Origin of the sequence: Terrabacter sp. LjRoot27 (assembly GCF_964254175.1) — a bacterium.
Classification (GTDB): Bacteria; Actinomycetota; Actinomycetes; order Actinomycetales; family Dermatophilaceae; genus Terrabacter.
On record NZ_CAXUSS020000001.1, the window covers coordinates 3,204,956 to 3,225,232 of the forward strand.

The following is a 20,277-nucleotide window of genomic DNA, read 5'->3' on the forward strand; positions in this document are numbered from 1 at the left end:
CCCTCGCATCGTAGGGTGGAACCCGTGCGCGAGCCGGTGACCACGCGTGCCCGAACGGGAGGAGCCGCGATGCGCCGTCGCGTCGCCCTCGTGACGTCCTCGTACCACCCGCACCTCGGCGGCGTGGAGTCGCACGTGCGTCACGTCGCGCGCGAGCTGCGGGCTGCCGACACGCAGGTCGAGGTCTGGACCGTCGACCGCGGTGAGCACCTCGGTGTCACCGAGCTCGACGGGATCGTCGTGCGACACCTGCCGACCCCCCTGCCGGCACGCTCGGCCCCCGCCCTCCTGAGCTTCACGAGAGCGGCGCCGCCTGCGTGGCAGACGTGGCGGTCGGCGTTCCGCGAGTTCCGTCCGGACCTGCTCCACGTCCAGTGCTTCGGACCCAACGGGGTGTATGCCGCCGCGCTGGCTCGCCGGACCAAGGTCCCTCTCGTGGTGTCGAGCCACGGTGAGACGACGGCCGACGACCACGACGCGTTCGACACCTCCGCCCTGATCCGGTGGGGGCTGCGGCGGGCGATCGCGACCTCGACGGCGACGACGGGGTGCTCCGAGCCCGTGCTCGACGACCTGCGCCGGCGCTTCGGTCTCGTGGGCGGCGTCGTCGTGCCCAACGGCGTCGGACCCGTGCCGTCGGCGCCGCCTTCGGGCGTCCGGCCGGACGACGTCGACCTCGGCGACCGCCCCGTCGTCCTCGGCGTCGGACGGCTCGAGTCGGCCAAGGGCTTCGACCTGCTCGTCGAGGCCGTCGCGGCCTCCCCCCTCGAGACCAGCCTCGTCCTCGCCGGCGACGGGTCGCAGCGGGAGCCGCTGCGCCAGCTCGGCGCGCGGCTCGGCCTCGGTGAGCGGCTCCAGCTCGTGGGTCCGGTCGACGAGGCCGGCGTCCACGCGTGGATGCGTCGCGCCGACGTGGTCGTCGTGCCGAGCCGCAAGGAGGCCTTCGGCATCGTCGCCCTGGAGGCCTGGCGCGCCGGGACACCCCTCGTGGCGACGAGTCTCTGCGGCCCGTCCTCGTTCGTGACCGACGGCCACGACGGCCTGCTCGTCGACCCGGTCAACACCGGGGCCCTGGCCCACGCCATCACGACGGTGCTGGGTGACCCCGGACGCGCGGCCGAGCTGGCCGCCGCGGGTCGGTCGAGCGTGCGCGGCTACTCGTGGACGACGGTGGCCCAGAGCTACCTCGAGATCTACGACCGGGCCCGCGGCGCGTCGGACTGACCGCTGAACCCGGGCGTCACGAGGCGCGGCGGTCGGGCACGGAGACCCACTTCAGGAGCAGGTCGGCGAACCGACCGGCGCGGGACGGAATGGCCCGACCGACGGCCCCGCGGTCGTCCGACGTCAGGCCCACCCGCAGCAACCCCATGACGGTGACGCACAGCAGTCCTCCGACGAGACCCGCTCCGACCGCACGGGCGACCACGGGAGCGTGGATCCGGGCCCCCACGACGAACACGACGGCCGCACACACAGAGCCGATGATCGCCGGCAAGGCGTCGCGCAGTGCCGTGCGTGCCGGGAGCTCGAGCGCCCGCAGCTCCCGGGTGCCGAGGATCGTCAGGGTCGTGGCGGCGCCGCCGGCGTTGGCGATGACCGCTCCCCACGTGCCGAGCGGCGGGATGAGCAGGACGGCCAGACCGATGTCCACGACGAGTGCGACGAGGTTCGCGGCCAGGATGGCCTTTCCCGAGAGCCTCGCGGAGACGAACGCGAAGACCGGCCCACCCACCGTTGCGAGCCCAGCGGTGATGCCGAGAGCCAGGACGACCGGGGACGCGGCCTCGAACTCCGGCCCGTAGAGCAGCGGCACGAGCAGGGCCAGCGGAGCCAGGGCGGTGGAGAGGATGAGGGCGACGACGGTGGACCCGGCTCTCGTGACGCGACGGAACGCAGGTCTGACCGCTGCCTCGTCCACCTCCCGCAGACCGGAGATGGCCGGGATCAGCGGACCCACGAGGGCCTGGGCAGGTGCGAAGGCATGCACGGCGAGACCGAACGCCAGGGCGTAGATGCCGAGCGCTGCGGGGTCGGCCAGCCAGCTCATCACGAAGACCTCGCTCCGCGAGGAGACGAGGCCGCTGACGACGCCTGCGAGTCCCATCGGCACGGCGAACGCCCAGAAGCCCGGCGGCAGTCCTCGAGGCAGGGCGGGTCGGAGGACCGCGACCCGGTAGGCCGGCGAGATCCGGAGCAGGCACAGCGCCACCGTCGAGCCCGACACGACGAGGCGGGTCGCCCAGACGGCGTCGGGGGTCCGCGCGAGCAGGGCCACGGCGAGGACCGCGACCTGGGTGATGACCGTCGTCAGCAGGGCGATCTTCGCGCCGTCGGCCGTCTTGTTCTCGATGCCCAGGCACGCCGCGCCCCCGTCGAGGGCGGCCGGCAGGACGACGCCGAACACGAGGGCGACCACCATGGCCTGCGGAGGGACGTCCGCCACGAAGAAGACCACGGCGGCGAGCACGGGCATGGCCACGAGGAGCCGGAAGCCCTGCCACTGCGAGAGCAGGCGCGCCACGTCGGCCGTGCGACCGGCGGCGTGCGCCTTGGCGCCGAACTGGATGACGGCGGTCGCGACCCCGGTGGTGAGCAGGGCGCCGACGAACTCCATGAGGGCGGTGAGCAGGGCGAGCCGGCCGTAGTCCGCGGCCCCGAGGACGCGTGCGACGACGAGGTTGACCCCGAACGCGATCGGGATGCCCACGAAGGTGTTGACGACCGTCCAGGCGGCTCCGCGCACGGCCCTCTGCTGGAGGTTGCCGGCGCTCATGACCTCGGGCTCGTCCCCGATGCCGTGCTCGGCGGACATCGGCGGCGGCGGTGGTGGCGGTGACGGCACCGTGGTGTCGTCGGGCTCCCCCGGATCCGTGGCAGGCACCTCAGCCCGGGCGACGGTCGCCGAGTCGGGTGCGGACGGCGGCGGTGGTCCCCACCGCGAGACCGCCCAGGACCGCGGAGGCGTGCAGGGCCTTGCCACCCACCGAACGGACCCGCTGGCGCGGCGAGCGCTCGCCGTCGACGGCCGTCTTGACGCCCTCGACGACGCTGCCCCCGACGCCCTGCAGGGCCGTGCCGTAGTAGCGACGGAGGATGGGGGCGGTCATGCCGAACGTGTGCGCGAGCAGCACGACGTGGTTGCGGTGCCCGTAGAAGGTGTAGCGCACGTCGAAGCGGCGCCCCCGCGTGTAGGGCGCCGCGACGTGCTCGACGAGGGCCGTCGGCGTGTAGACGATGCGATGGCCGGCTCGGCCGAGACGCAGCATGATGTCGCTCTCCTCGCGCAGGCAGGTGCCCGGGAAGAGGTCGACGATGCCGCCGATCTCGTCGAGCGCGGAGCGCCGCACCGACATGTTGGCGCCGAGGACGTGGTCGACGTCGAGGTCGCGACCGGTGTCGGCGGCGAAGTTGCCCGTCAGCGTGCCGTCGGGCAGGAGGCGTCCGACGGCGTCGAGCCCCTCGTGCTCCTCGCCGGGGCGGCCGTTGCTCGCGCGACCGCCCACGGCACCGACGGCCGGGTCGGCGTAGCGGGCGACGATGTTCTCGAGCCAGTCGGGCTCGGCGTAGGCGTCGTCGTCGACGAAGGCGACGATGTCGGACCGGGTCTCGGCGACGCCGATGGCGCGCGAGGTGGCCAGGGTGCCCGGACCGGCGTCGTTGCGGATGTAGCGCACGCCCGGGAAGTCGGCGACGACGTCGGCGGTCAGCCGGTGCGGAGACGAGTCGACGACGACGATCTCGTCGGGCGTGAGCGTCTGGCGAGCGAGGTGCTCGAGGCAGATCCGCACGTTGTCGGGGCGGTTGAACGTCGCGACGACCACGTCGACGGAGGGCGAGGAGGCCGGCATGTGCGGAAGTATGTCAGCAAACCTCCACGGATCGACCGAGTTCGACGAGGTCCGTGGGTAGCCTCGGGGAGTGCCTCCCGCCGCCCCTCGTCCGCCCCGTCCCGTGCGCGTGGCGATCCTCGACCACACGGCGGAGCTGGGCGGGGCCGAGCTCGCGCTGCTGAGGCTGTTGGGCACCGTCGACCGGGCGCGCGTCGACGCCGTCGTCGTCCTCTTCTCGTCGGGGCCTCTCGAGGAGCGGCTGCGCGACGCCGGCCACCGGGTCGTCGTCGTGCCCCTGGACCCGACGGTGCGCGACATCAGCCGAGCCGCGGGACCGCTCGGTGTCGTGCGCGGTGCTGCTGCCGGGGCGGCCTTCCTCGGTCGGCTCGTCGCCTCCGTGCGTCGGCTCGACGTCGACGTCGTCCACACGACGTCGCTCAAGGCGGACCTGCTCGCGGTCCCGGTGGCGCTGCTGCTGCGCAAACCGCTCGTCTGGCACGTCCACGACCGGATCGCCGAGGACTACCTGCCGGCTCGGACGGTGCGGCTGGTGCGAGCCCTCGCCCGCTCCGTGCCGCGTGCCGTGGTCGTCAACTCCGAGGCCACGGCCGCCACGCTGCCCGGAGCCCGCGGCCTCGTGGTCGCCTACCCCGGTCTGGCCGTCGGCCAGCTGGCCGCGACTCCCCGTCAGGCCCAGCCCGACGGGGACCCGGTCGTCGGGATGGTGGGCCGGCTGAGCCCCACCAAGGGCCAGCTCGTCCTCGTCGGCGCCGCCCGGCGCGTCGTCGACGCGCGCCCGATGACCCGGTTCCGGCTCCTGGGGGCCGCGGCCTTCGGCGCCGAGGAGCACGAGCGCGCGATCCGATCCGAGATCGACCGGCTCGCGCTCGGGGCCAGTGTGGAGCTGGTCGGCTTCGTCGAGGACCCGCGGACCGAGCTCGACGCCCTGTCCGTGTGCGTCCACGCGTCGACGGTCCCCGAACCCTTCGGCCAGGTGGTCACGGAGGCGATGGCGTGGGGTGTGCCCGTCGTGGCCACCCGCGGAGGCGGCGTCGACGAGATCGTGCGGACGGCCCCTCCCGGAGCAGAGACCGGACTCCTCGTCGCCCCCGGCGACGAGGAGGGCTTGGCACGCGCCCTCATCGACGTCATCGACCACCCCCGGGAGGCGCTGGCGCGCGCGGCCCGCGCCCGTGCCGACGTCTCCGAGCGCTTCGACCTCGAACGGACCGCAGAGACCGTGACGCTGATCTGGGAGGACGCCGCCTCGTGAGCCGACAGGAGCCCACGGCCGATCGACCGCGCGTCGCCATCGCGCACGACTACCTGACCCAGCGCGGCGGCGCGGAGCGGGTGGTCCTGGCGCTGCACCGCGCCTTCCCCGACGCGACGATCCACACGACGCTCTACGACCCGGAGGGCACCTACCCGGAATTCCGCGACGCCCACGTCGTCGTCTCCCCCATCGACCGCAGCGGCCCGTTGCGTCGTGACCACCGGTCCGCTCTCCCCCTGTTGCCGTATGCGGTGTCGCGCCTCCGCGTGGACGCCGACGTCGTCGTGGTGTCGAGCTCGGGGTGGGCGCACGGCGTGCCGACGACGGGGCGCAAGCTCGTCTACTGCCACGCCCCGGCGCGCTGGCTCTACCAGGCCGACGCCTACCTCGGGGACGAGGCCGGCTGGTCCGCGAAGGCGCGCGTCCTGGGTCTGCTCGGCGGGTGGCTGCGTCGCTGGGACCGGCGTGCCGCGGCGTCCGCCGACCGCTACCTCGCGAATTCGACGGTCGTCCGCGAACGCGTCGCGGCGGCATACGGCATCGACGCCGACGTGCTCGCCCCGCCCTACGGCATCGACCCGGCCGACCCGCAGGAGGCGGTGGCCTCGCTCGCCGACTGGGCCGACGACGGCTACCTGCTCGTCGTGTCACGGTTGCTGCCGTACAAGAACGTCGACGTCGCGGTCGACGCCGTGCGCGACCTCCCCGAGCGGCTCGTCGTCGTCGGCGCCGGTCCCCTCGAGGCGCGGCTGCGGGCCGAGGCTCCGGACAACGTCCGCATCGTCTCGGGCCTGTCGGACGCCGAGCTGCGCTGGACGTACGCCCACGCGCGCACCCTGCTGGCGCCGAGCCTCGAGGACTTCGGGCTGACGCCGCTCGAGGCCGCGGCCTTCGGGCTGCCGACGGTGGCCCTGCACGCCGGCGGCTACCTCGACACGATCGACGAGCGCGTCAACGGGACGTTCTTCGAGGAGCCGACCGTGCCGGCGATCCGGGCCGCCCTCGTCGCCGCCCGAGAGCGGGCCTGGGACGCCGCCGCGATCCGGGCGCACGCCGAGCGCTTCTCGGAGGCGCGCTTCTGCGAGCGGATCCGGGCGGAGGTCGACAGCCTCCTGTCGGTCAGCTGACGGCGCGCACCACGAGGAGCCAGGCAACGACGGGTGCCCCGACGACGAGGATGATCGCGAGGACCCGCAGTGCCGCCGCGTGGCTGTAGACCTTGGCGACGACGGCTCCGAGGATGCCGACGGCGAAGATCGCGAGCGAGTAGTTCGCGAACATCGCGCTCAGCTCGACGATCTCGGGGGACTTCGTGATGTTGGCGATCGTCGCGGCCTTGCCGGCGGGGCCCCACGGCGCCGGCAGCGGCACCTGGGCGAGGAGCAGGGCCGCGAGGCCGAGGACGTCGGTCCGCACGTAGGAGCGCCTCAGGGCCGAGGCCTGACGACGACTGCGGACCGACGGCTGCACCGTCGACGCGGGCGGCGTGAACGCCCGGGGCAGCGTCAGCAGGAGCCCGGGCAGTCCGGCCAGCGCGGCCAGGAAGGCCGCGTACAGCTTGGGGTGCCCGTCGGAGGCGAAGCCGAAGACGGTCACGAGCGGCACCGTCGCGTGCATGAGCACCCAGACGTAGACCACGAAGCCCAGCACCGCCCCGACCGCGACGGGGAGGTCGGCGCTCACACGTCGGGTCTCTCCTCGCGCTCCGGGCATGGCGGACAGTGTAAGCAGCAGTGCGAACGACTCCCGACACCTACACTTGGCGCCGTGGACAGCACCCGAGAACGCGACACCGACCTGTTCGATTCCGAGCAGGTCGCTGCCGGCGACGGCTCCTCCGGGGGCTCGGGCGGGTCCGGCGACTTGGGCGGCACGCCCGCCGACGGTGGGTCCGGCCGCCGGGAGAAGAAGCGCAACCGCAAGGTCCTCGTGGCTGCGCTCGTGCTGCTCCTCGTCCCCGTGCTCGCCGTCGGCGGCTACCTCGCGTGGCTCAACCACATCGTCACCAACAACGTGAAGCAGGAGCTGCTCCTGCCCGACGACAAGTCGGCCGGCAGCCAGCCGACCGACAAGAACGGCAACGTCGTCGCGCAGCCGGTCGGCAACGGCACGAACTACCTCGTCGTCGGCAGCGACGCCGGGCCGGGCCGCGTCGGCGGCCGGTCCGACGTCATGGTGCTCGTGCACGTGCCTGCCGACCACTCGAGCGTCACCCTGATCCACTTCCCCCGTGACCTCTACGTCTCGATCCCGGGCAAGGGCAAGAACAAGCTCAACGCCGCCTACGCGTTCGGTGGTCCCCCGCTGCTCGTCAAGACGATGCAGAACATGCTCGGCATCCGGATCGACCACGTGGCGCTCGTCGGCTTCGAGGGGTTCAAGGCGATGACCGACGCGGTCGGCGGCGTCGACGTCAATGTCGAGGAGGGCAGCAACCAGCCGCCGTACGTCTTCACCGAGGGCGTGCAGCACATGGACGGCGCGATGGCGCTGGCCTTCGTCCGGGAGCGCAAGCAGCTGAGCGAGGGCGACATCTCCCGCGGCCAGCGGCAGCTCGCCTTCATCAAGGCGCTCATGCTCAAGACGCTGAACAAGGACGTGCTGCTCAACCCCGTGAAGTTCAAGGACTTCGTCGAGGCGGCCACGACCAACCTCACCGTCGACCAGAAGCTCGACGTCGGCACGATGCGCTCGGAGGCGCTCGCGCTGCGTGACCTGCGCGGCGGCGACATCCGGTTCATCACGGCGCCCTTCACCGGCTTCGGCACGAGCCCGGCCGGAGCGTCGATCGACATCGTCGACGAGGTGAAGATGGCTGAGCTCGGTGACGCCATCCGCAACGACGAGCTCAACGCCTACCAGTAGGAGCCGTCGCGGCCGCCCGGTCGGCCGGGGTCAGACCCGCTTCCACGAGTTCAGGTCCCCCTGCGAGAGCCAGGTCTGGTTGCCGGAGACGATCCAGCCGGCGCGGTCGGTGACCGACAGGCCCACGCTGCCGCGCTCCGGGTTCGCGACGGGGACACAGGCCACGACGTCGGCGTTGCGGCCCTTGGCCACCTCGACGAGCTGGACCCCCTTGCACGCAGCGACGATGCGGACGGCATACGTCTTCAGGGAGCCGTCGACGAGGAGGTTGCTGAGCGCCACCGCGCCCGGCGCGTCACCGGAGTCGGTCCACGTCGTGCCGCCGTCCTCGGTGACGACGACCGAACCGTCGGCGCACAGCGCCTGCGCCTGGGTCGCCGAGGTGCGGGAGAGGTCGACGACGACGGCGTCACCGCAGGGCGTGGCCGCGGTCTCCCGGGGCGCCAGGACCTGGGTCGGCGCGTCGAGGCGGCGGGCCCAGCCCCCGACGACCGCCGTGGGGGCCTGCCACGTCTGGCCCGCATCACGCGAGGCGTACTGCTTGGGGGTGCAGTCGGCGCCGGCCCCGATGACGAAGGCGCGGGCCTCGTCGAGCGGCTGCACGCGCACGAGGGCCCGGGCGGGCGACCGCACCTTCGTCCAGGTCTGGCCGCCGTCGGCGGTCACCTCGACGGTCGCTCCCCCGGCGTCGCAGGCGCCGGTCGTGGCTCGCCAGGCCGTCGCGGCGTCGAGCGCCGAGACGAGCCGGGTGACCGGGACGGCCTTGGCCGCCGCCGGCGTCGTGCCCTTGGTCGGGTCGGTCGTGCCGGTCGCGGGCGGGCTCGTCGTCAACGCCGCGGTGCGCGTCGTCGAGACCGGGGCGGGCGCCTCCGAGACGTTGTGGCCCGACCGCAGCGCGAGCGCGACGAGCGCGACGTCGACCGCGAGGAAGGCGACGAGACCTGCCGTCGCCACTCGGTTGTTCATTGCTCCAGCTTCCCCTCGACACGCCTGATGACCCTTCCCCCGGGGACATGCTAGGGGCGAATCCGGCTGTCGGACGCGGCAGTCCGCGTTCGGATCGGCGCTCGTGTCAGACGGCGGGAGGCGTGAGGGCTGCGACGACGACGGGCAGCTGCGACTCGATCTCGGTCGACATCAGGTCATAAGCCGCAGATCCGCGTCCGTATGGGTCGGGTATGTCCGATTCGGCCGCGGAGCGTGCCGGGTTGAGCCCTCGGCGGCCACGAGCCACCTCGGCCACGATCGCGGCCCACGGCGTGTCGCGGTCGGCCGCCGCCGCCTCGGGCCCCGCGGCCGCTCCGTCGAGGTCGGCGTCGCGGACGAGGTCGGCGAGCTCACCGAGGGTGAAGGTCTTGCGCAGGGCCCGCGGGTGCAGGGCCACGGCGTCGGCGCGGTGCTTCTGCGTCGCGGTGATGACGATGTCGGCCGCGTCGAGCATGGCGGGAGACAGCTGGCGCGAGGCGAAGCCCGTCGTGTCGGCGCCCAGAGCCTCGAGCGCCGCCACCGACCCGGGTTCGATGTCGGCTCCGACGAGGGCGCGCGTGCCGGCGCTCTCGACCTCGATGTGCTGGCCGTCGAGGAGCTGCCGCAGGCGGCGCTCGAGGTAGGGCGAGCGGCAGACGTTGCCCGTGCAGATGACGAGGACGCGACCCACCGACCTCACCGGCGGGCCCCGGCGAGCGAGGAGGTGTGGGCCAGGCATGCCTCGAGCGTCGGCAGGAGCCCGGACTCTGCGGCGGCCTCCAGCGTCGGGGCGGCGGCATCCTTGGGCGAGAGCACCGGGGTGAAGCCGTCGGGCAGGAGCAGCCCCACCGTCGGGTCGAGCGGGTTGATGCCGCGTTCGACCGAGGGGGTGAACACCTCCGAGCAGAGGTAGACGGCCGTGCCGTCCTCGATGCAGGCGAGCGCGTGGCCGAGCCCCTCGGCGAGGTAGACGGCCCGGCGGTCGACGGTGTCGAGCACGACCGAGTCCCACTCCCCGAAGGTCGGTGACCCGACCCGGACGTCGACGACGAAGTCGACGAAGACCCCGCTCGTCGCCGTGACGTACTTCGCCTGCGAGGGCGGGACGTCGGCGAAGTGGATGCCGCGCAGGGCTCCGGCCGACGAGACGGAGATGTTCGTCTGGCGCACCTGCAGCTCGTGGCCGATCGCCTCGGCGAGCCGGTCGACGCGGAAGCCCTCGGCGAAGACTCCTCGGTCGTCGGGGAACTGGCGCGGCGTGATCTCGAAGGCCCCGTCGATGCGGAGCGGGCGGATGTCCATCAGGTCCTTGCCTTCACGGGGTGTCCTTGCCCTCGGCGAGGAGGGCGTGCAGGTAGAGACCGTAGCCGCTCTTGGCCTGGTCGTCGGCGTGCCGTCGCATGCCGTCGTCGTCGAGCCACCCGTTGCGCCAGGCGATCTCCTCGACGCAGCCGATCTTCTGGCCCTGTCTGGCCTCGACGACGTGGACGTACTGGCTGGCCTCGATGAGCCCCTCGAACGTGCCGGTGTCGAACCACGCCGTGCCGCGGGGCAGGACGCTGACCGACAGGGTGCCGCGACGGAGGTACTCGTCGTTGACCGCCGTGATCTCGAGCTCGCCGCGGGCGCTCGGCGTCAGGTGGCGGGCGATGTCGACGACGTCGTTGTCGTAGAAGTAGAGGCCCGGCACGGCATAGCTCGACTTCGGGTGCTCGGGCTTCTCCTCGATGGAGATGACGTGCCCGTCCGGGTCGAACTCGACGACGCCGTAGGCCGTGGGGTCGGCGACGCGGTAGGCGAAGACGTGGCCGCCCTCGACGTCGGTGTGGTCGGCGAGGCGGGTGCCGAGTCCCGGGCCGAAGAAGATGTTGTCGCCGAGGACGAGGGCCACCCGGTCGTCGCCGATGAAGTCGGCACCGAGCACGAACGCCTGGGCCAGGCCCTCGGGACGCGGCTGGACGGCATACGTGATCGACATGCCCCACTGCGACCCGTCACCGAGGAGCCGCCGGAACTGCTCCACGTCGACGGGGGTCGTGATGACGAGGACCTCGCGGATGCCGGCCATCATGAGCGTCGACAGCGGGTAGTAGACCATCGGCTTGTCGTAGACGGGCATGAGCTGCTTGCTGATGCCGCGCGTGATCGGGTGCAGCCGGCTGCCCGTGCCCCCCGCGAGGATGATCCCCTTCATGGTCGGCCAGCGTATGCCGTGGGCGACGTCGTCGTGGACGGGTGCGTCACGCGACCGCGCGCCACGTCTCGAGGCTCGTGTCGGAACGCCAGGTCGCGTCGGCGACGGCGAGCCAGCCGCCCTCGTCGACGACGCTGATCGAGACCTTGCCGTCGGCGCCGCCGAGAGAGGTCTTGACGCAGGCGACCTTCGAGGCCGCCGCGCCGGAGACCTTGGCGACCTCGACGCCGGCGCAGTCGTCGGTGGCGCGGGCGACGTAGACGGCCGCCGTGCCGGCGTCGTCACGGGCACCGACGGCGAGCGCGCCCTCGACCCTGGCCAGCGTGGTCCACTTCCCGCCGCCGTCGCTCGAGCGGACGAGGCGCCCGTCGGCGCAGACGACGACGGCCCGGGTGGCGCTGACCCGGGCGAGGTCGACGACGGTCGTGCTGCCGCAGGGGCGGGCGTCAGGACGCTTCGGGGTGATGACGGTGGTGGGGTCGCTGCCCGGGAGGCGTGACCAGCCACCCTCGACGTCGCGCGGGCCTCGCCACGTCGCGGCGTCGTCGTCGGTGGCGTACTCCCCCACCGAGCACCCGGCACCCTTGGCCCCGATGACGAAGCCGCGGTCGGCGTCGACGGGCTGGACGCGCCCGAGGGCCTGCACCGGGGCGGACCGCGTGGTCCACGTGCGGCCACCGTCGGCGGTGACCGTCAGGCTCGCTCCGCCGTCGCGGCACGTGCCGAGCGTCCCGCGCCAGGCGCGCCTGCCGTCGACGGCCGCGATGACCTCACGCACGGGCGTCACGCCGGCGGGCGGCGCTGCGCTGCTCGTCGGGGCGGTGGTGGTCGGCGTGGACACGGGCGTCGGGGCCTGCGCGGACGCCCCCGCGGCGTCGGGACGGAAGGCGAGCGCGACGAGGAGTAGGTCCACGACGACGAGGGCCAGCAGGCCCACGAGCGCCAGCCGACCCACCGAATTGTCCGACATCCACCGAATCACGACCTTCACTCTACGGACCCACTGGACTGAATCCGTGCATCTCGGACAGGCGGCACTAGGATGCGCGGGAGTGATGTGTCGGAAATGTCCGACTGAGTCGTGACACCAGGGCACGACCGACGAGAAAGAAACGACTGTGGAGCTGCAGGACTACCTGAACGTCATCAGGAAGCGGTGGATGATCATCGCAGCCGTGGCTCTCGTGACCCTCGGCCTGGCGGCCGCCTACACGGCGCTGACGCCACGGACGTATGCCGCGACGACGCAGTTCTTCGTCTCCACCTCGGGCGACGACACGACCTCCTCCCTCGCCCAGGGCAACACCTTCACGCAGGCGCGCGTCAAGTCCTACTCGCAGCTGCTCGAGTCGCCCAAGGTCCTCGACCCCGTCATCAAGAAGGTCGGGCTCGACACGACCGCCGACCGCCTCGCCTCGCAGGTGACCTCGACGATCCCGCTCGACACCGTCATCATCGACGTCAGCGTGACGAGCGGCTCGCCGGCCAGCGCCCAGCGCATCGCCGCGGCCGTCGGCGACGTCTTCCCCCAGACGATCCAGGAGATCGAGCGCAAGCAGGGCCAGGAAAGCCCGGTCAAGGTCACCGTCGTCAAGGAGGCTGCGGTCGACACGACGCCGGTCAGCCCGAAGCCGACCCGCAACCTCGCGCTCGGTCTCGTCCTCGGCCTGCTGCTCGGCTTCGGCGTCGCCCTGCTGCGCGACGTGCTCGACAAGTCCGTGAAGTCCCAGCGGGACCTCGAGGCGGTCACCGACCGCACCATCCTCGGTGGCATCGCCTTCGACACCGACGCATCGGCCCACCCGCTCATCGTCCAGGTCGACCCGCGGTCGCAGCGCGCCGAGGCCTTCCGCTCGCTGCGCACCAACCTCCAGTTCATCGACGTCGCCAACCCGCCGAAGTCGATCGTCGTCACGTCCTCGCTGCCCGGTGAGGGCAAGTCGACGACGACCGCCAACCTCGCGCTCAGCCTCGCCGAGACCGGCCTCAAGGTCGTCGTCATCGAGGGTGACCTCCGCCGGCCGCGCCTGCTCGACTACCTCGGCTTCGAGGGCTCGGTCGGCCTGACCGACGTGCTCGTCGGGCGGGTCGAGGTCGACGACGTGCTCCAGCCCTTCGGTCGCACGGGGCTGCGCCTGCTCGGCGCCGGCCCGATCCCGCCCAACCCGAGCGAGCTGCTCGGGTCGGCCAACATGGAGCAGCTCGTCGAGGACCTCAGCGAGCGCTTCGACTACGTCCTCATCGACGCCCCGCCGCTGCTGCCGGTGACGGACGCCGCCGTGCTCAGCACGATCGTCGACGGCGCCATCGTCGTCGTCGGTGCGGGCGTCGCCCAGCGCGAGCACGTGCGGCGGGCGCTCGACTCGCTCGAGGCCGTCAACGGCTCGGTGCTCGGCCTCATCCTCAACCGGGTCAAGGCCAAGGAGAGCGGCGGCGGCTACGGCACCTACGAGTACGACTACCGCCCCGAGAGCGAGCGACAGCGGGCCAAGGACCGGTCTCCTCGCGCTCAGCGTCGTCCGATCGCCTCCGAGGACGACCTCGGCCCCGTCACCCCGCGCCCGTCGACGACCGGCGCCAGGCCGGGTGTCGACCCGGGCGTGGAGCCCGGACGGGCCACGACCGCGCCTGCGGGCCCGCAGCCGCAGCAGCCGTTCCCGGCGGGCGACTCGGTCTACCGCTGACTCAGGGTGACGCGCGGGGTGACCCGCGGGCGACCCGCGGGCGACCCGCGGGCGATCCGGGGCAACCGCCCTCGTTGAACGCAGACGACGGAAGACCCCATGACCGGACGGTCGCGGGGTCTTCCGTCGTCTCAGCCCAGGGTCTGGACGCGTGAGGAGCCGGCGACCGTGCCGAGCGCCGCCACGACCACGGCGAGGAAGTCCTCGATCCGGTCGAAGGCCTCCGTGTGCGTCTTGCTGGAGCGTCCGTAGGGGTCGACGACGTCGACGTCGACCGCCTCCTGCGGCGCGACGGTGCCGCGGGCGGCGGCGGCCTCGGTGACGACCTGGGGCAGCCAGGGATGCGTGGGGACGATCGGCCGCCACGTCTGGGACGAGCGGCACAGGTCGGCGAAGTCGCCGAGCGCGAAGATCCGGCGCATCGCGGCCGGGTGCAGGCGCGCCACCTCCCCACGCTGGGCGCGCGTCATCGTCAGGACGAGCTCGGACCCGTCGAGCATCTGCGCGGTCGCCGCGCGAGCGGCGAAGCCGGTGACGTCGGCGCCCAGCCGCCGCAGCTGCTCGCTCGTCTCGGACTCGATGCCGGACCCGACCATGGCGCCGGTCCCGGCGCTCGATATCGGGACGCCGGTGTCGGGCAACAGCTGTCGCAGTCGCCGCTCCGCATAGGGCGACCGGCAGATGTTGCCGGTGCACACGAATAGGATGCCGCGGGTGTTGCGAGGGGTTTCCCCGAGCATCATGCCCCCAAGTTTCTCTCGGCGTGATCGGGTGAGACTCGATCCTAGGTGTCGCTCCTGTGACGGACGTGCCCAAAAGGCCGTATTGGGGGGTTTGTCTCAGGAAGCTGCCAGCCGGGCCGAATCCGGGCCGGTCAGCCCGACAGCACGCTCACCAGATCGAGCTGGACCTGCGCCCCATGCCCCGGTAGTCCCAGCCGGCGTCGGTCCACGCGCGCGGGTCGAGCACGTTGCGCCCGTCGATGATCCGCGGCGTCGCGACGAGTGACTTGGCGTGCGCCGGGTCGAGCTCGACGTAGTCCTTCCAGGCCGTGAGCAGCATGACGAGGTCGGCGCCGGTCAGCGCCTCCTCCGCGGAGTCGACGATCTGCAGGTCGGGTCGCGCCAGGCGCACGGCGTCGGCGCCCGCGGGGTCGGTGGCGACGACGTTGGCGCCGCGCCCCCAGAGGCGGCCGGCGATGTCGAGGGCCGGCGAGTCGCGCACGTCGTCGCTGTCGGGCTTGAAGGTGAGGCCGAGCACGGCCACCTTGACGCCGACGAGGCGGCCGCCGGCCATCTCGGAGGCCAGGTCGACGGCGTGGTCGCGGCGGCGCATGTTGATCGAGTCGACCTCGCGCAGGAAGGTCAGCGACTGGTCCACGCCGAGCTCGCCGGCGCGGGCCATGAAGGCGCGGATGTCCTTGGGCAGGCAGCCGCCCCCGAAGCCGATGCCCGCCTGGAGGAACTTCGCGCCGATGCGGTCGTCGTGGCCGATGGCCTCGGCGAGACGAGAGACGTCCGCCCCCGACGCGTCGCACAGCTCGGCCATCGAGTTGATGAAGGAGATCTTCGTGGCGAGGAAGGAGTTGGCCGCGACCTTGACGAGCTCGGCCGTCGGGTAGTTGACGAGCAGCCGCGGGATGCCGGCCTCGATGATCGGGGCGTAGACCTCATCGACGACGGCGCGGCCGATCTCGCCGCGGTCGCGGTCGTCGGGCAGGCCGTAGACGACGCGGTCGGGGCGCTGGGTGTCCTGGACGGCATACCCCTCCCGGAGGAACTCCGGGTTCCACACGACGACGGCGTCGACGCCGGCCTCGGCGAGGCGGTCGGCGACGGCCTGGGCCGTCCCGACGGGGACGGTCGACTTGCCGACGACGACGATCGGGCCGTCGGGCGACGGGGTCGCGTTGGCGATGATGTCCTCGACGGCGGTCCACACGTAGCTCATGTCGGCGGCGTAGCTGCCGCCGCGCTGCGGGGTGCCCACGGCGATGAAGTGGACCCGGGCGCCCGCGAGGGCGGTCTTGTCGGTCGTGAAGCGCAGGGAGCCGTCCGCGACGCCCTGCCTCAGGAGCGGTTCGAGGCCGGGCTCGTGGAACGACGGCACGCCGGCGGCGAGCTTGGCCACCTTGCGCTCGTCGATGTCGAGGCCGACGACGTCGTGGCCGAAGTCGGCCATGCACGCGGCATGCACCGCTCCGAGATAACCGCATCCGATGACCGAGATCTTCACGCCGGGCAGCATATCGAGCGCGGGAGAACGGCTGGTGGCCGTGAAGTTGCCGGCGCTTCGTTACCCTCGGCCCCATGCGCGTGCTCGTGACCGGCGGGGCCGGCTTCATCGGATCGAACTTCGTCCTGCGCGCCCGCGAGGTGCGGCCGGACTGGGGCCTGACCGTCATCGACTCGATGACGTATGCCGCCAACCGCCGTTCGCTCGCGCCCGTCCTCGCCGACCTGGGCGGTGACGGCTCGGTCGAGCTCGTCGAGGGCTCGGTCGCCGACGCGCCGCTCGTCGACCGGCTCGTCGCCGAACACGACGTCGTCGTGCACTTCGCGGCCGAGTCGCACAACGACAACAGCCTCGACTCGCCGTGGCCCTTCGTCGAGTCCAACGTCGTCGGCACCTTCACCCTCCTCGAGGCGATCCGCCGGCACGAGAAGCGCCTCCACCACATCTCGACCGACGAGGTCTACGGCGACCTCAAGCTCGACGACCACGAGCGGTTCACCGAGAAGACGCCGGTCAACCCCTCCTCTCCCTACTCGGCCACCAAGGCCGGCGCCGACCTGCTCGTCCGGGCGTGGATCCGCTCCTTCGGGATCCGGGCGACCGTGTCGAACTGCTCGAACAACTACGGTCCGCGCCAGCACGTCGAGAAGTTCATCCCGCGCCAGGTCACGAACGTCCTGGACGGCATACGGCCCAAGGTCTACGGCTCGGGGCTCAACGTGCGCGACTGGATCCACGTCGACGACCACAACGACGCCGTCATCGCGATCCTCGAGCAGGGCCGCCTCGGCGAGACCTACCTCATCGGCGCCGACGGCGAGCGCGACAACCTCGAGATCGTCGGGATGATCCTCGAGCTGCTGGGCAAGCCCGATGACTGGTTCGAGCACGTCGACGACCGCCCCGGCCACGACCTCCGCTACGCCATCGACGCGACGAAGCTGCGCCTCGAGACGGACTGGAAGCCGCGCTACGGCGACGTGCGCGCGGGCCTCGAGGCGACGATCGAGTGGTACGCCACGCACCGCGACTGGTGGGAGGCCGCCAAGGTCGAGTCCGAGCGAACCTACGCGAGGCTCGGGCGATGACCGCCTCGGCGGGTGGTCCGGCGGGCGCCGGGCGCGCGCTCGTCACCGGGGCGGGCGGCATGCTGGCGCACGACCTCGTCCCGGCGCTGAGTGCGGCCGGATGGGTCGTGACGGCGCTCGGTCGCGGTGACCTCGACGTCACGGACCCGGCGCAGTGCGTGGCCGCGGTGGACGGGCACGACCTCGTCGTCAACGCCGCCGCCTACACGGCCGTCGACGCCGCAGAGACGGACGAGGCGGCCGCCTTCGCGGTCAACGCCGTCGGAGCCGCCAACGTCGCCCGCGCATGTTCGCGGGCCAGCGCCCGACTTGTGGGCGTGTCGACGGACTACGTCTTCGACGGCACGGCCACGGAGCCGTATGCCGTCGACCACCCCGTCGCGCCGCGCTCGGCCTACGGCCGCACCAAGGCCGCAGGTGAGTGGGCCGTGCGGGCCCTGTGCCCCGAGTCGTGGGTCGTGCGCACGGCGTGGCTCTACGGCGCCGGCGGCCCGAACTTCGTCTCGACGATGCTGCGGCTCGCGGGCGAGCGAGAGACCGTGTCGGTCGTCGACGACCAGGTGGGCCAGCCGACGTGGACGGTCGACCTCGCCGACCTCGTCGTGCGTCTCGTCGCCGGCGACGCGGCATATGGCACCCACCACGGCACGGCCAGCGGGCAGACGACCTGGTTCGGGCTCGCGCGGGCCGTCTTCGAGCTCAGCGGGCTCGACCCCGAGCGGGTGCTCCCGACGACGACGGACACCTTCCCGCGGCCGGCGCCGCGGCCGGCCTGGAGCGTCCTGTCGCACCACAGCCTCGTGGAGGCGGGCATCGCTCCCGTCGCCGACTGGCGCACGGGCCTTCGGACGCACCTGGACGCCTGACCGCAGCAGGGGTCGAACTGCCCTAGAATCGGGCAAGTCGGTCAGACTGCTACGGAAAGCGCAAATGCGACTGCTCATCACGGGGGGCGCCGGGTTCATCGGCTCGAACCTCGCACGACTTGCCCTCCAGTCCGGTCACGCGGTGACGGTGCTCGACGACTTCTCGACCGGCTACCGGGAGAACGTCGACGACATCGACGTGCGCCTCGTCGAAGGCTCCGTCGCCGACCGTGACGCCACCGACGACGCCGTCACGGGGGCCGATGCCGTCGTGCACCTCGGCGCCCTCGGGAGCGTCCCGCGCAGCATCGTCGACCCCGTCGCCAGCCACGTGGCCAACGCCACCGGCACGCTGACCCTCCTCGAGTCGGCACGCGCCGCCGGCGTCTCCCACGTCTCGTGCGCCTCGTCGAGCTCGGTCTACGGCATGAACCCCGCGCTGCCGAAGCACGAGCGCGAGTGGGTGCGCCCCATGAGCCCGTATGCCGTCACCAAGCTCGCGACCGAGCAGTACACGCTCTGCTACCAGCAGGCGTACGGCATGGACACCCTCGCGTTCCGCTTCTTCAACGTCTACGGGCCGCGCCAGCGAGCCGGACACGTCTACGCGGCCGTCATCCCCGTCTTCCTCGAGGCGCTCCTGCGCGGCGAGGCCCTGCCGATCAACGGTGACGGCAGCAACTCGCGCGACTTCACCTACGTCGGCACGGTGTGCAAGGTGCTCCTCGACGCCGCCGAGCGTCGGGTGACCCACCCCGAGCCGGTCAACCTCGCGTTCGGCACCAACACGACGCTCCTCGAGCTCGTGTCGCGCATCGAGCACGCCGCCGGCAGTGCCGCGGAGGTCGTGCACCGCGACCCCCGACCGGGCGACGTCAAGCACTCGCAGGCCGACAACGCGAGCCTGCGCGCCCTCTTCCCCGACGTGTCGCCCGTCTCCCTCGACGAGGGCCTGGCCGAGACCGTCACCTGGTTCAAGGAGATCTCATGAGCAAGACCCTCGTCGTCGTCGGACAGGGCTACGTCGGCCTCCCGATGGCGCTGCGTGCCGCCGAGGTCGGGCTCAAGGTCCACGGCCTCGACACGAACTCCGCGACCGTCTCGGCGCTCAACTCGGGCGTCTCCCACATCGACGACGTCAGCGACGACGACCTCGCCGCGGGCATCGCCAACGGCTACGAGGCGACCGACGACCCCGGCTGCATCGCCAACGCCGACGTCGTCGTCGTCTGCGTGCCCACGCCGCTCGCGGCCGAGGGCGGCCCCGACCTGCGCCCGGTCGAGGGCGCCGCCCGCGTCATCGGTGAGCACCTCTCCCCCGACACGCTCGTCATCCTCGAGTCGACGACCTACCCGGGCACGACCGAGGAGATCTTCGCGCCCCTCGTGACGCGCGGGCGGTTCGACGTCGGCAGCGACGTCTTCATCGCCTTCTCCCCCGAGCGCATCGACCCCGGCAACGCGACCTTCGGCGTGCGCAACACGCCCAAGGTCGTCGGCGGCATGACGCCCGAGTGCACCCACCGGGCCCGGGAGTTCTACGCGCTGTTCATCGACACGGTCGTCGAGGCTCGAGGTGCCAAGGAGGCCGAGATGGCCAAGCTCCTCGAGAACACCTTCCGGCACGTCAACATCGCCCTCGTCAACGAGATGCTGCGCTTCTCGCAGGAGCTCGACATCGACCTGTGGGACGCCATCGACTGCGCCGAGACCAAGCCCTTCGGCTTCATGGCCTTCCGCCCCGGCCCCGGCGTCGGCGGGCACTGCATCCCCGTCGACCCGTCGTACCTCTCGCACCGCGTCAAGGCCAAGCTCGGCTACGCCTTCCGGATGGTCGAGCTCGCCGAGGAGATCAACCACGCGGCCCCCGACTACGTCGCCTCGCGCGTCTGGTCGCTGCTCAACGACCAGGGCAAGGCGGTCAACGGCTCGAACGTCCTGCTCCTCGGCGTCACGTACAAGCCGAACATCGCGGACTGTCGCGAGAGCCCGGCCGACCCGCTCGCGGCGCGGCTCGCGTCGTGGGGAGCGAAGGTCTCGTACCACGACCCGTTCGTCCCGCAGTGGAGCCCGCGAGGCAGCGCGGCCGTGCTGACGTGCGCCCCAGACCTCGACGCTGCGCTGGCCGCGGCCGACGTCGTGGTGCTGCTCCAGCCGCACGCCCAGTACGACCTCGACGCCATCGGTGCGAGCGGCGCCAAGATCCTCGACACCCGCGGGGCCACGATGACGGCCCCGACCGTGACCCGGCTCTGATGCCCGACCTTGCG

At 72.3% G+C, this 20,277-nt stretch carries 19 protein-coding genes; 9 read left to right on the forward strand and 10 right to left on the reverse strand.

From position 1 onward, the window contains the following. The first annotated feature begins 69 nt into the window (after positions 1-69). Entirely contained in the window at positions 70-1,224 is a 1,155-nt protein-coding gene (locus ACSQ2D_RS14885; protein ID WP_435986712.1) for a glycosyltransferase family 4 protein, read from the forward strand. Positions 1,225-1,240: 16 nt separating this feature from the next. Here the strand turns inward: ACSQ2D_RS14885 and ACSQ2D_RS14890 are convergent, their stop codons facing one another. Both ACSQ2D_RS14890 and ACSQ2D_RS14895 read right to left on the reverse strand, forming a co-directional pair. After that, entirely contained in the window at positions 1,241-2,815 is a 1,575-nt protein-coding gene (locus ACSQ2D_RS14890; protein WP_435986713.1) for a lipopolysaccharide biosynthesis protein, read from the reverse strand. A 70-nt stretch (positions 2,816-2,885) separates the two neighbouring features. Beyond that, positions 2,886-3,851 carry a glycosyltransferase family 2 protein gene (locus ACSQ2D_RS14895; RefSeq protein WP_435986714.1) on the reverse strand — a complete coding sequence of 322 codons (966 nt, stop codon included), beginning with the start codon at positions 3,849-3,851 and terminating at the stop codon, positions 2,886-2,888. A 70-nt stretch (positions 3,852-3,921) separates the two neighbouring features. Between ACSQ2D_RS14895 and ACSQ2D_RS14900 the strand changes: the two genes are divergently transcribed. Then, positions 3,922-5,106, forward strand: a complete 1,185-nt coding sequence (locus ACSQ2D_RS14900) for a glycosyltransferase (protein ID WP_435986715.1) — start codon at positions 3,922-3,924, stop codon at positions 5,104-5,106. Continuing rightward, on the forward strand, positions 5,103-6,236 hold the full coding sequence (locus tag ACSQ2D_RS14905; RefSeq protein ID WP_435986716.1) for a glycosyltransferase: 1,134 nt from the start codon (positions 5,103-5,105) through the stop codon (positions 6,234-6,236). Before ACSQ2D_RS14900 ends, ACSQ2D_RS14905 begins: the two co-directional genes overlap by 4 nt. On the opposite strand, the gene ACSQ2D_RS14910 is transcribed toward ACSQ2D_RS14905, so the two are convergent. Then, positions 6,229-6,822 (reverse strand): hypothetical protein, encoded by a 594-nt coding sequence (locus ACSQ2D_RS14910; RefSeq protein ID WP_435986717.1) that lies wholly within the window; start codon positions 6,820-6,822, stop codon positions 6,229-6,231. The genes ACSQ2D_RS14905 and ACSQ2D_RS14910 overlap by 8 nt on opposite strands. Before the next feature lie 54 nt (positions 6,823-6,876). Between ACSQ2D_RS14910 and ACSQ2D_RS14915 the strand changes: the two genes are divergently transcribed. Then, positions 6,877-7,974 carry an LCP family protein gene (locus ACSQ2D_RS14915; protein WP_435986718.1) on the forward strand — a complete coding sequence of 366 codons (1,098 nt, stop codon included), beginning with the start codon at positions 6,877-6,879 and terminating at the stop codon, positions 7,972-7,974. A gap of 30 nt (positions 7,975-8,004) precedes the next feature. Here ACSQ2D_RS14915 and ACSQ2D_RS14920 read toward each other — a convergent pair whose 3' ends face one another. The 5 genes from ACSQ2D_RS14920 to ACSQ2D_RS14940 all read right to left on the reverse strand — a co-directional run bounded on the left by ACSQ2D_RS14920 (position 8,005) and on the right by ACSQ2D_RS14940 (position 12,104). Continuing rightward, on the reverse strand, positions 8,005-8,940 hold the full coding sequence (locus ACSQ2D_RS14920) for a hypothetical protein (RefSeq protein ID WP_435986719.1): 936 nt from the start codon (positions 8,938-8,940) through the stop codon (positions 8,005-8,007). Positions 8,941-9,046: 106 nt separating this feature from the next. Then, positions 9,047-9,679, reverse strand: coding sequence for a low molecular weight phosphatase family protein (locus tag ACSQ2D_RS14925; RefSeq protein ID WP_435986720.1), 633 nt, complete (start codon positions 9,677-9,679; stop codon positions 9,047-9,049). Further along, the gene (locus ACSQ2D_RS14930) at positions 9,637-10,242 is read right to left on the reverse strand and encodes a dTDP-4-dehydrorhamnose 3,5-epimerase family protein (protein WP_435986721.1); all 606 of its coding nucleotides are present in this window, start codon (positions 10,240-10,242) and stop codon (positions 9,637-9,639) included. Before ACSQ2D_RS14930 ends, ACSQ2D_RS14925 begins: the two co-directional genes overlap by 43 nt. Positions 10,243-10,255: 13 nt before the next feature. Further along, positions 10,256-11,134: a glucose-1-phosphate thymidylyltransferase RfbA gene (rfbA, locus tag ACSQ2D_RS14935; protein ID WP_435986722.1), complete on the reverse strand. Its 879-nt coding sequence runs from the start codon at positions 11,132-11,134 to the stop codon at positions 10,256-10,258. A gap of 46 nt (positions 11,135-11,180) precedes the next feature. After that, positions 11,181-12,104 carry a hypothetical protein gene (locus tag ACSQ2D_RS14940; RefSeq protein ID WP_435986723.1) on the reverse strand — a complete coding sequence of 308 codons (924 nt, stop codon included), beginning with the start codon at positions 12,102-12,104 and terminating at the stop codon, positions 11,181-11,183. Positions 12,105-12,252: 148 nt separating this feature from the next. On the opposite strand from ACSQ2D_RS14940, the gene ACSQ2D_RS14945 reads away from it, so the two are divergent. Then, entirely contained in the window at positions 12,253-13,818 is a 1,566-nt protein-coding gene (locus tag ACSQ2D_RS14945) for a polysaccharide biosynthesis tyrosine autokinase (protein WP_435986724.1), read from the forward strand. Between the two features lie 131 nt (positions 13,819-13,949). Here ACSQ2D_RS14945 and ACSQ2D_RS14950 read toward each other — a convergent pair whose 3' ends face one another. Together ACSQ2D_RS14950 and ACSQ2D_RS14955 are read right to left on the reverse strand one after the other, a co-directional pair. After that, complete coding sequence (locus ACSQ2D_RS14950; protein WP_435986725.1) at positions 13,950-14,561, reverse strand: low molecular weight phosphatase family protein; 612 nt, start codon at positions 14,559-14,561, stop codon at positions 13,950-13,952. A gap of 148 nt (positions 14,562-14,709) precedes the next feature. Beyond that, entirely contained in the window at positions 14,710-16,053 is a 1,344-nt protein-coding gene (locus ACSQ2D_RS14955; protein WP_435986726.1) for a UDP-glucose dehydrogenase family protein, read from the reverse strand. A 74-nt stretch (positions 16,054-16,127) separates the two neighbouring features. On the opposite strand from ACSQ2D_RS14955, the gene rfbB reads away from it, so the two are divergent. From rfbB to ACSQ2D_RS14975, 4 genes are all read left to right on the forward strand, one after another. Next, positions 16,128-17,141: a dTDP-glucose 4,6-dehydratase gene (gene rfbB / locus ACSQ2D_RS14960; RefSeq protein WP_435986727.1), complete on the forward strand. Its 1,014-nt coding sequence runs from the start codon at positions 16,128-16,130 to the stop codon at positions 17,139-17,141. Beyond that, positions 17,138-18,007: a dTDP-4-dehydrorhamnose reductase gene (rfbD, locus tag ACSQ2D_RS14965; protein WP_435986728.1), complete on the forward strand. Its 870-nt coding sequence runs from the start codon at positions 17,138-17,140 to the stop codon at positions 18,005-18,007. The genes rfbB and rfbD overlap by 4 nt, the downstream gene beginning before the upstream one ends. Before the next feature lie 64 nt (positions 18,008-18,071). Next, on the forward strand, positions 18,072-18,998 hold the full coding sequence (locus ACSQ2D_RS14970) for an NAD-dependent epimerase/dehydratase family protein (RefSeq protein ID WP_435986729.1): 927 nt from the start codon (positions 18,072-18,074) through the stop codon (positions 18,996-18,998). Then, entirely contained in the window at positions 18,995-20,263 is a 1,269-nt protein-coding gene (locus ACSQ2D_RS14975) for a nucleotide sugar dehydrogenase (RefSeq protein WP_435986730.1), read from the forward strand. Before ACSQ2D_RS14970 ends, ACSQ2D_RS14975 begins: the two co-directional genes overlap by 4 nt. Positions 20,264-20,277: the final 14 nt, after the last annotated feature.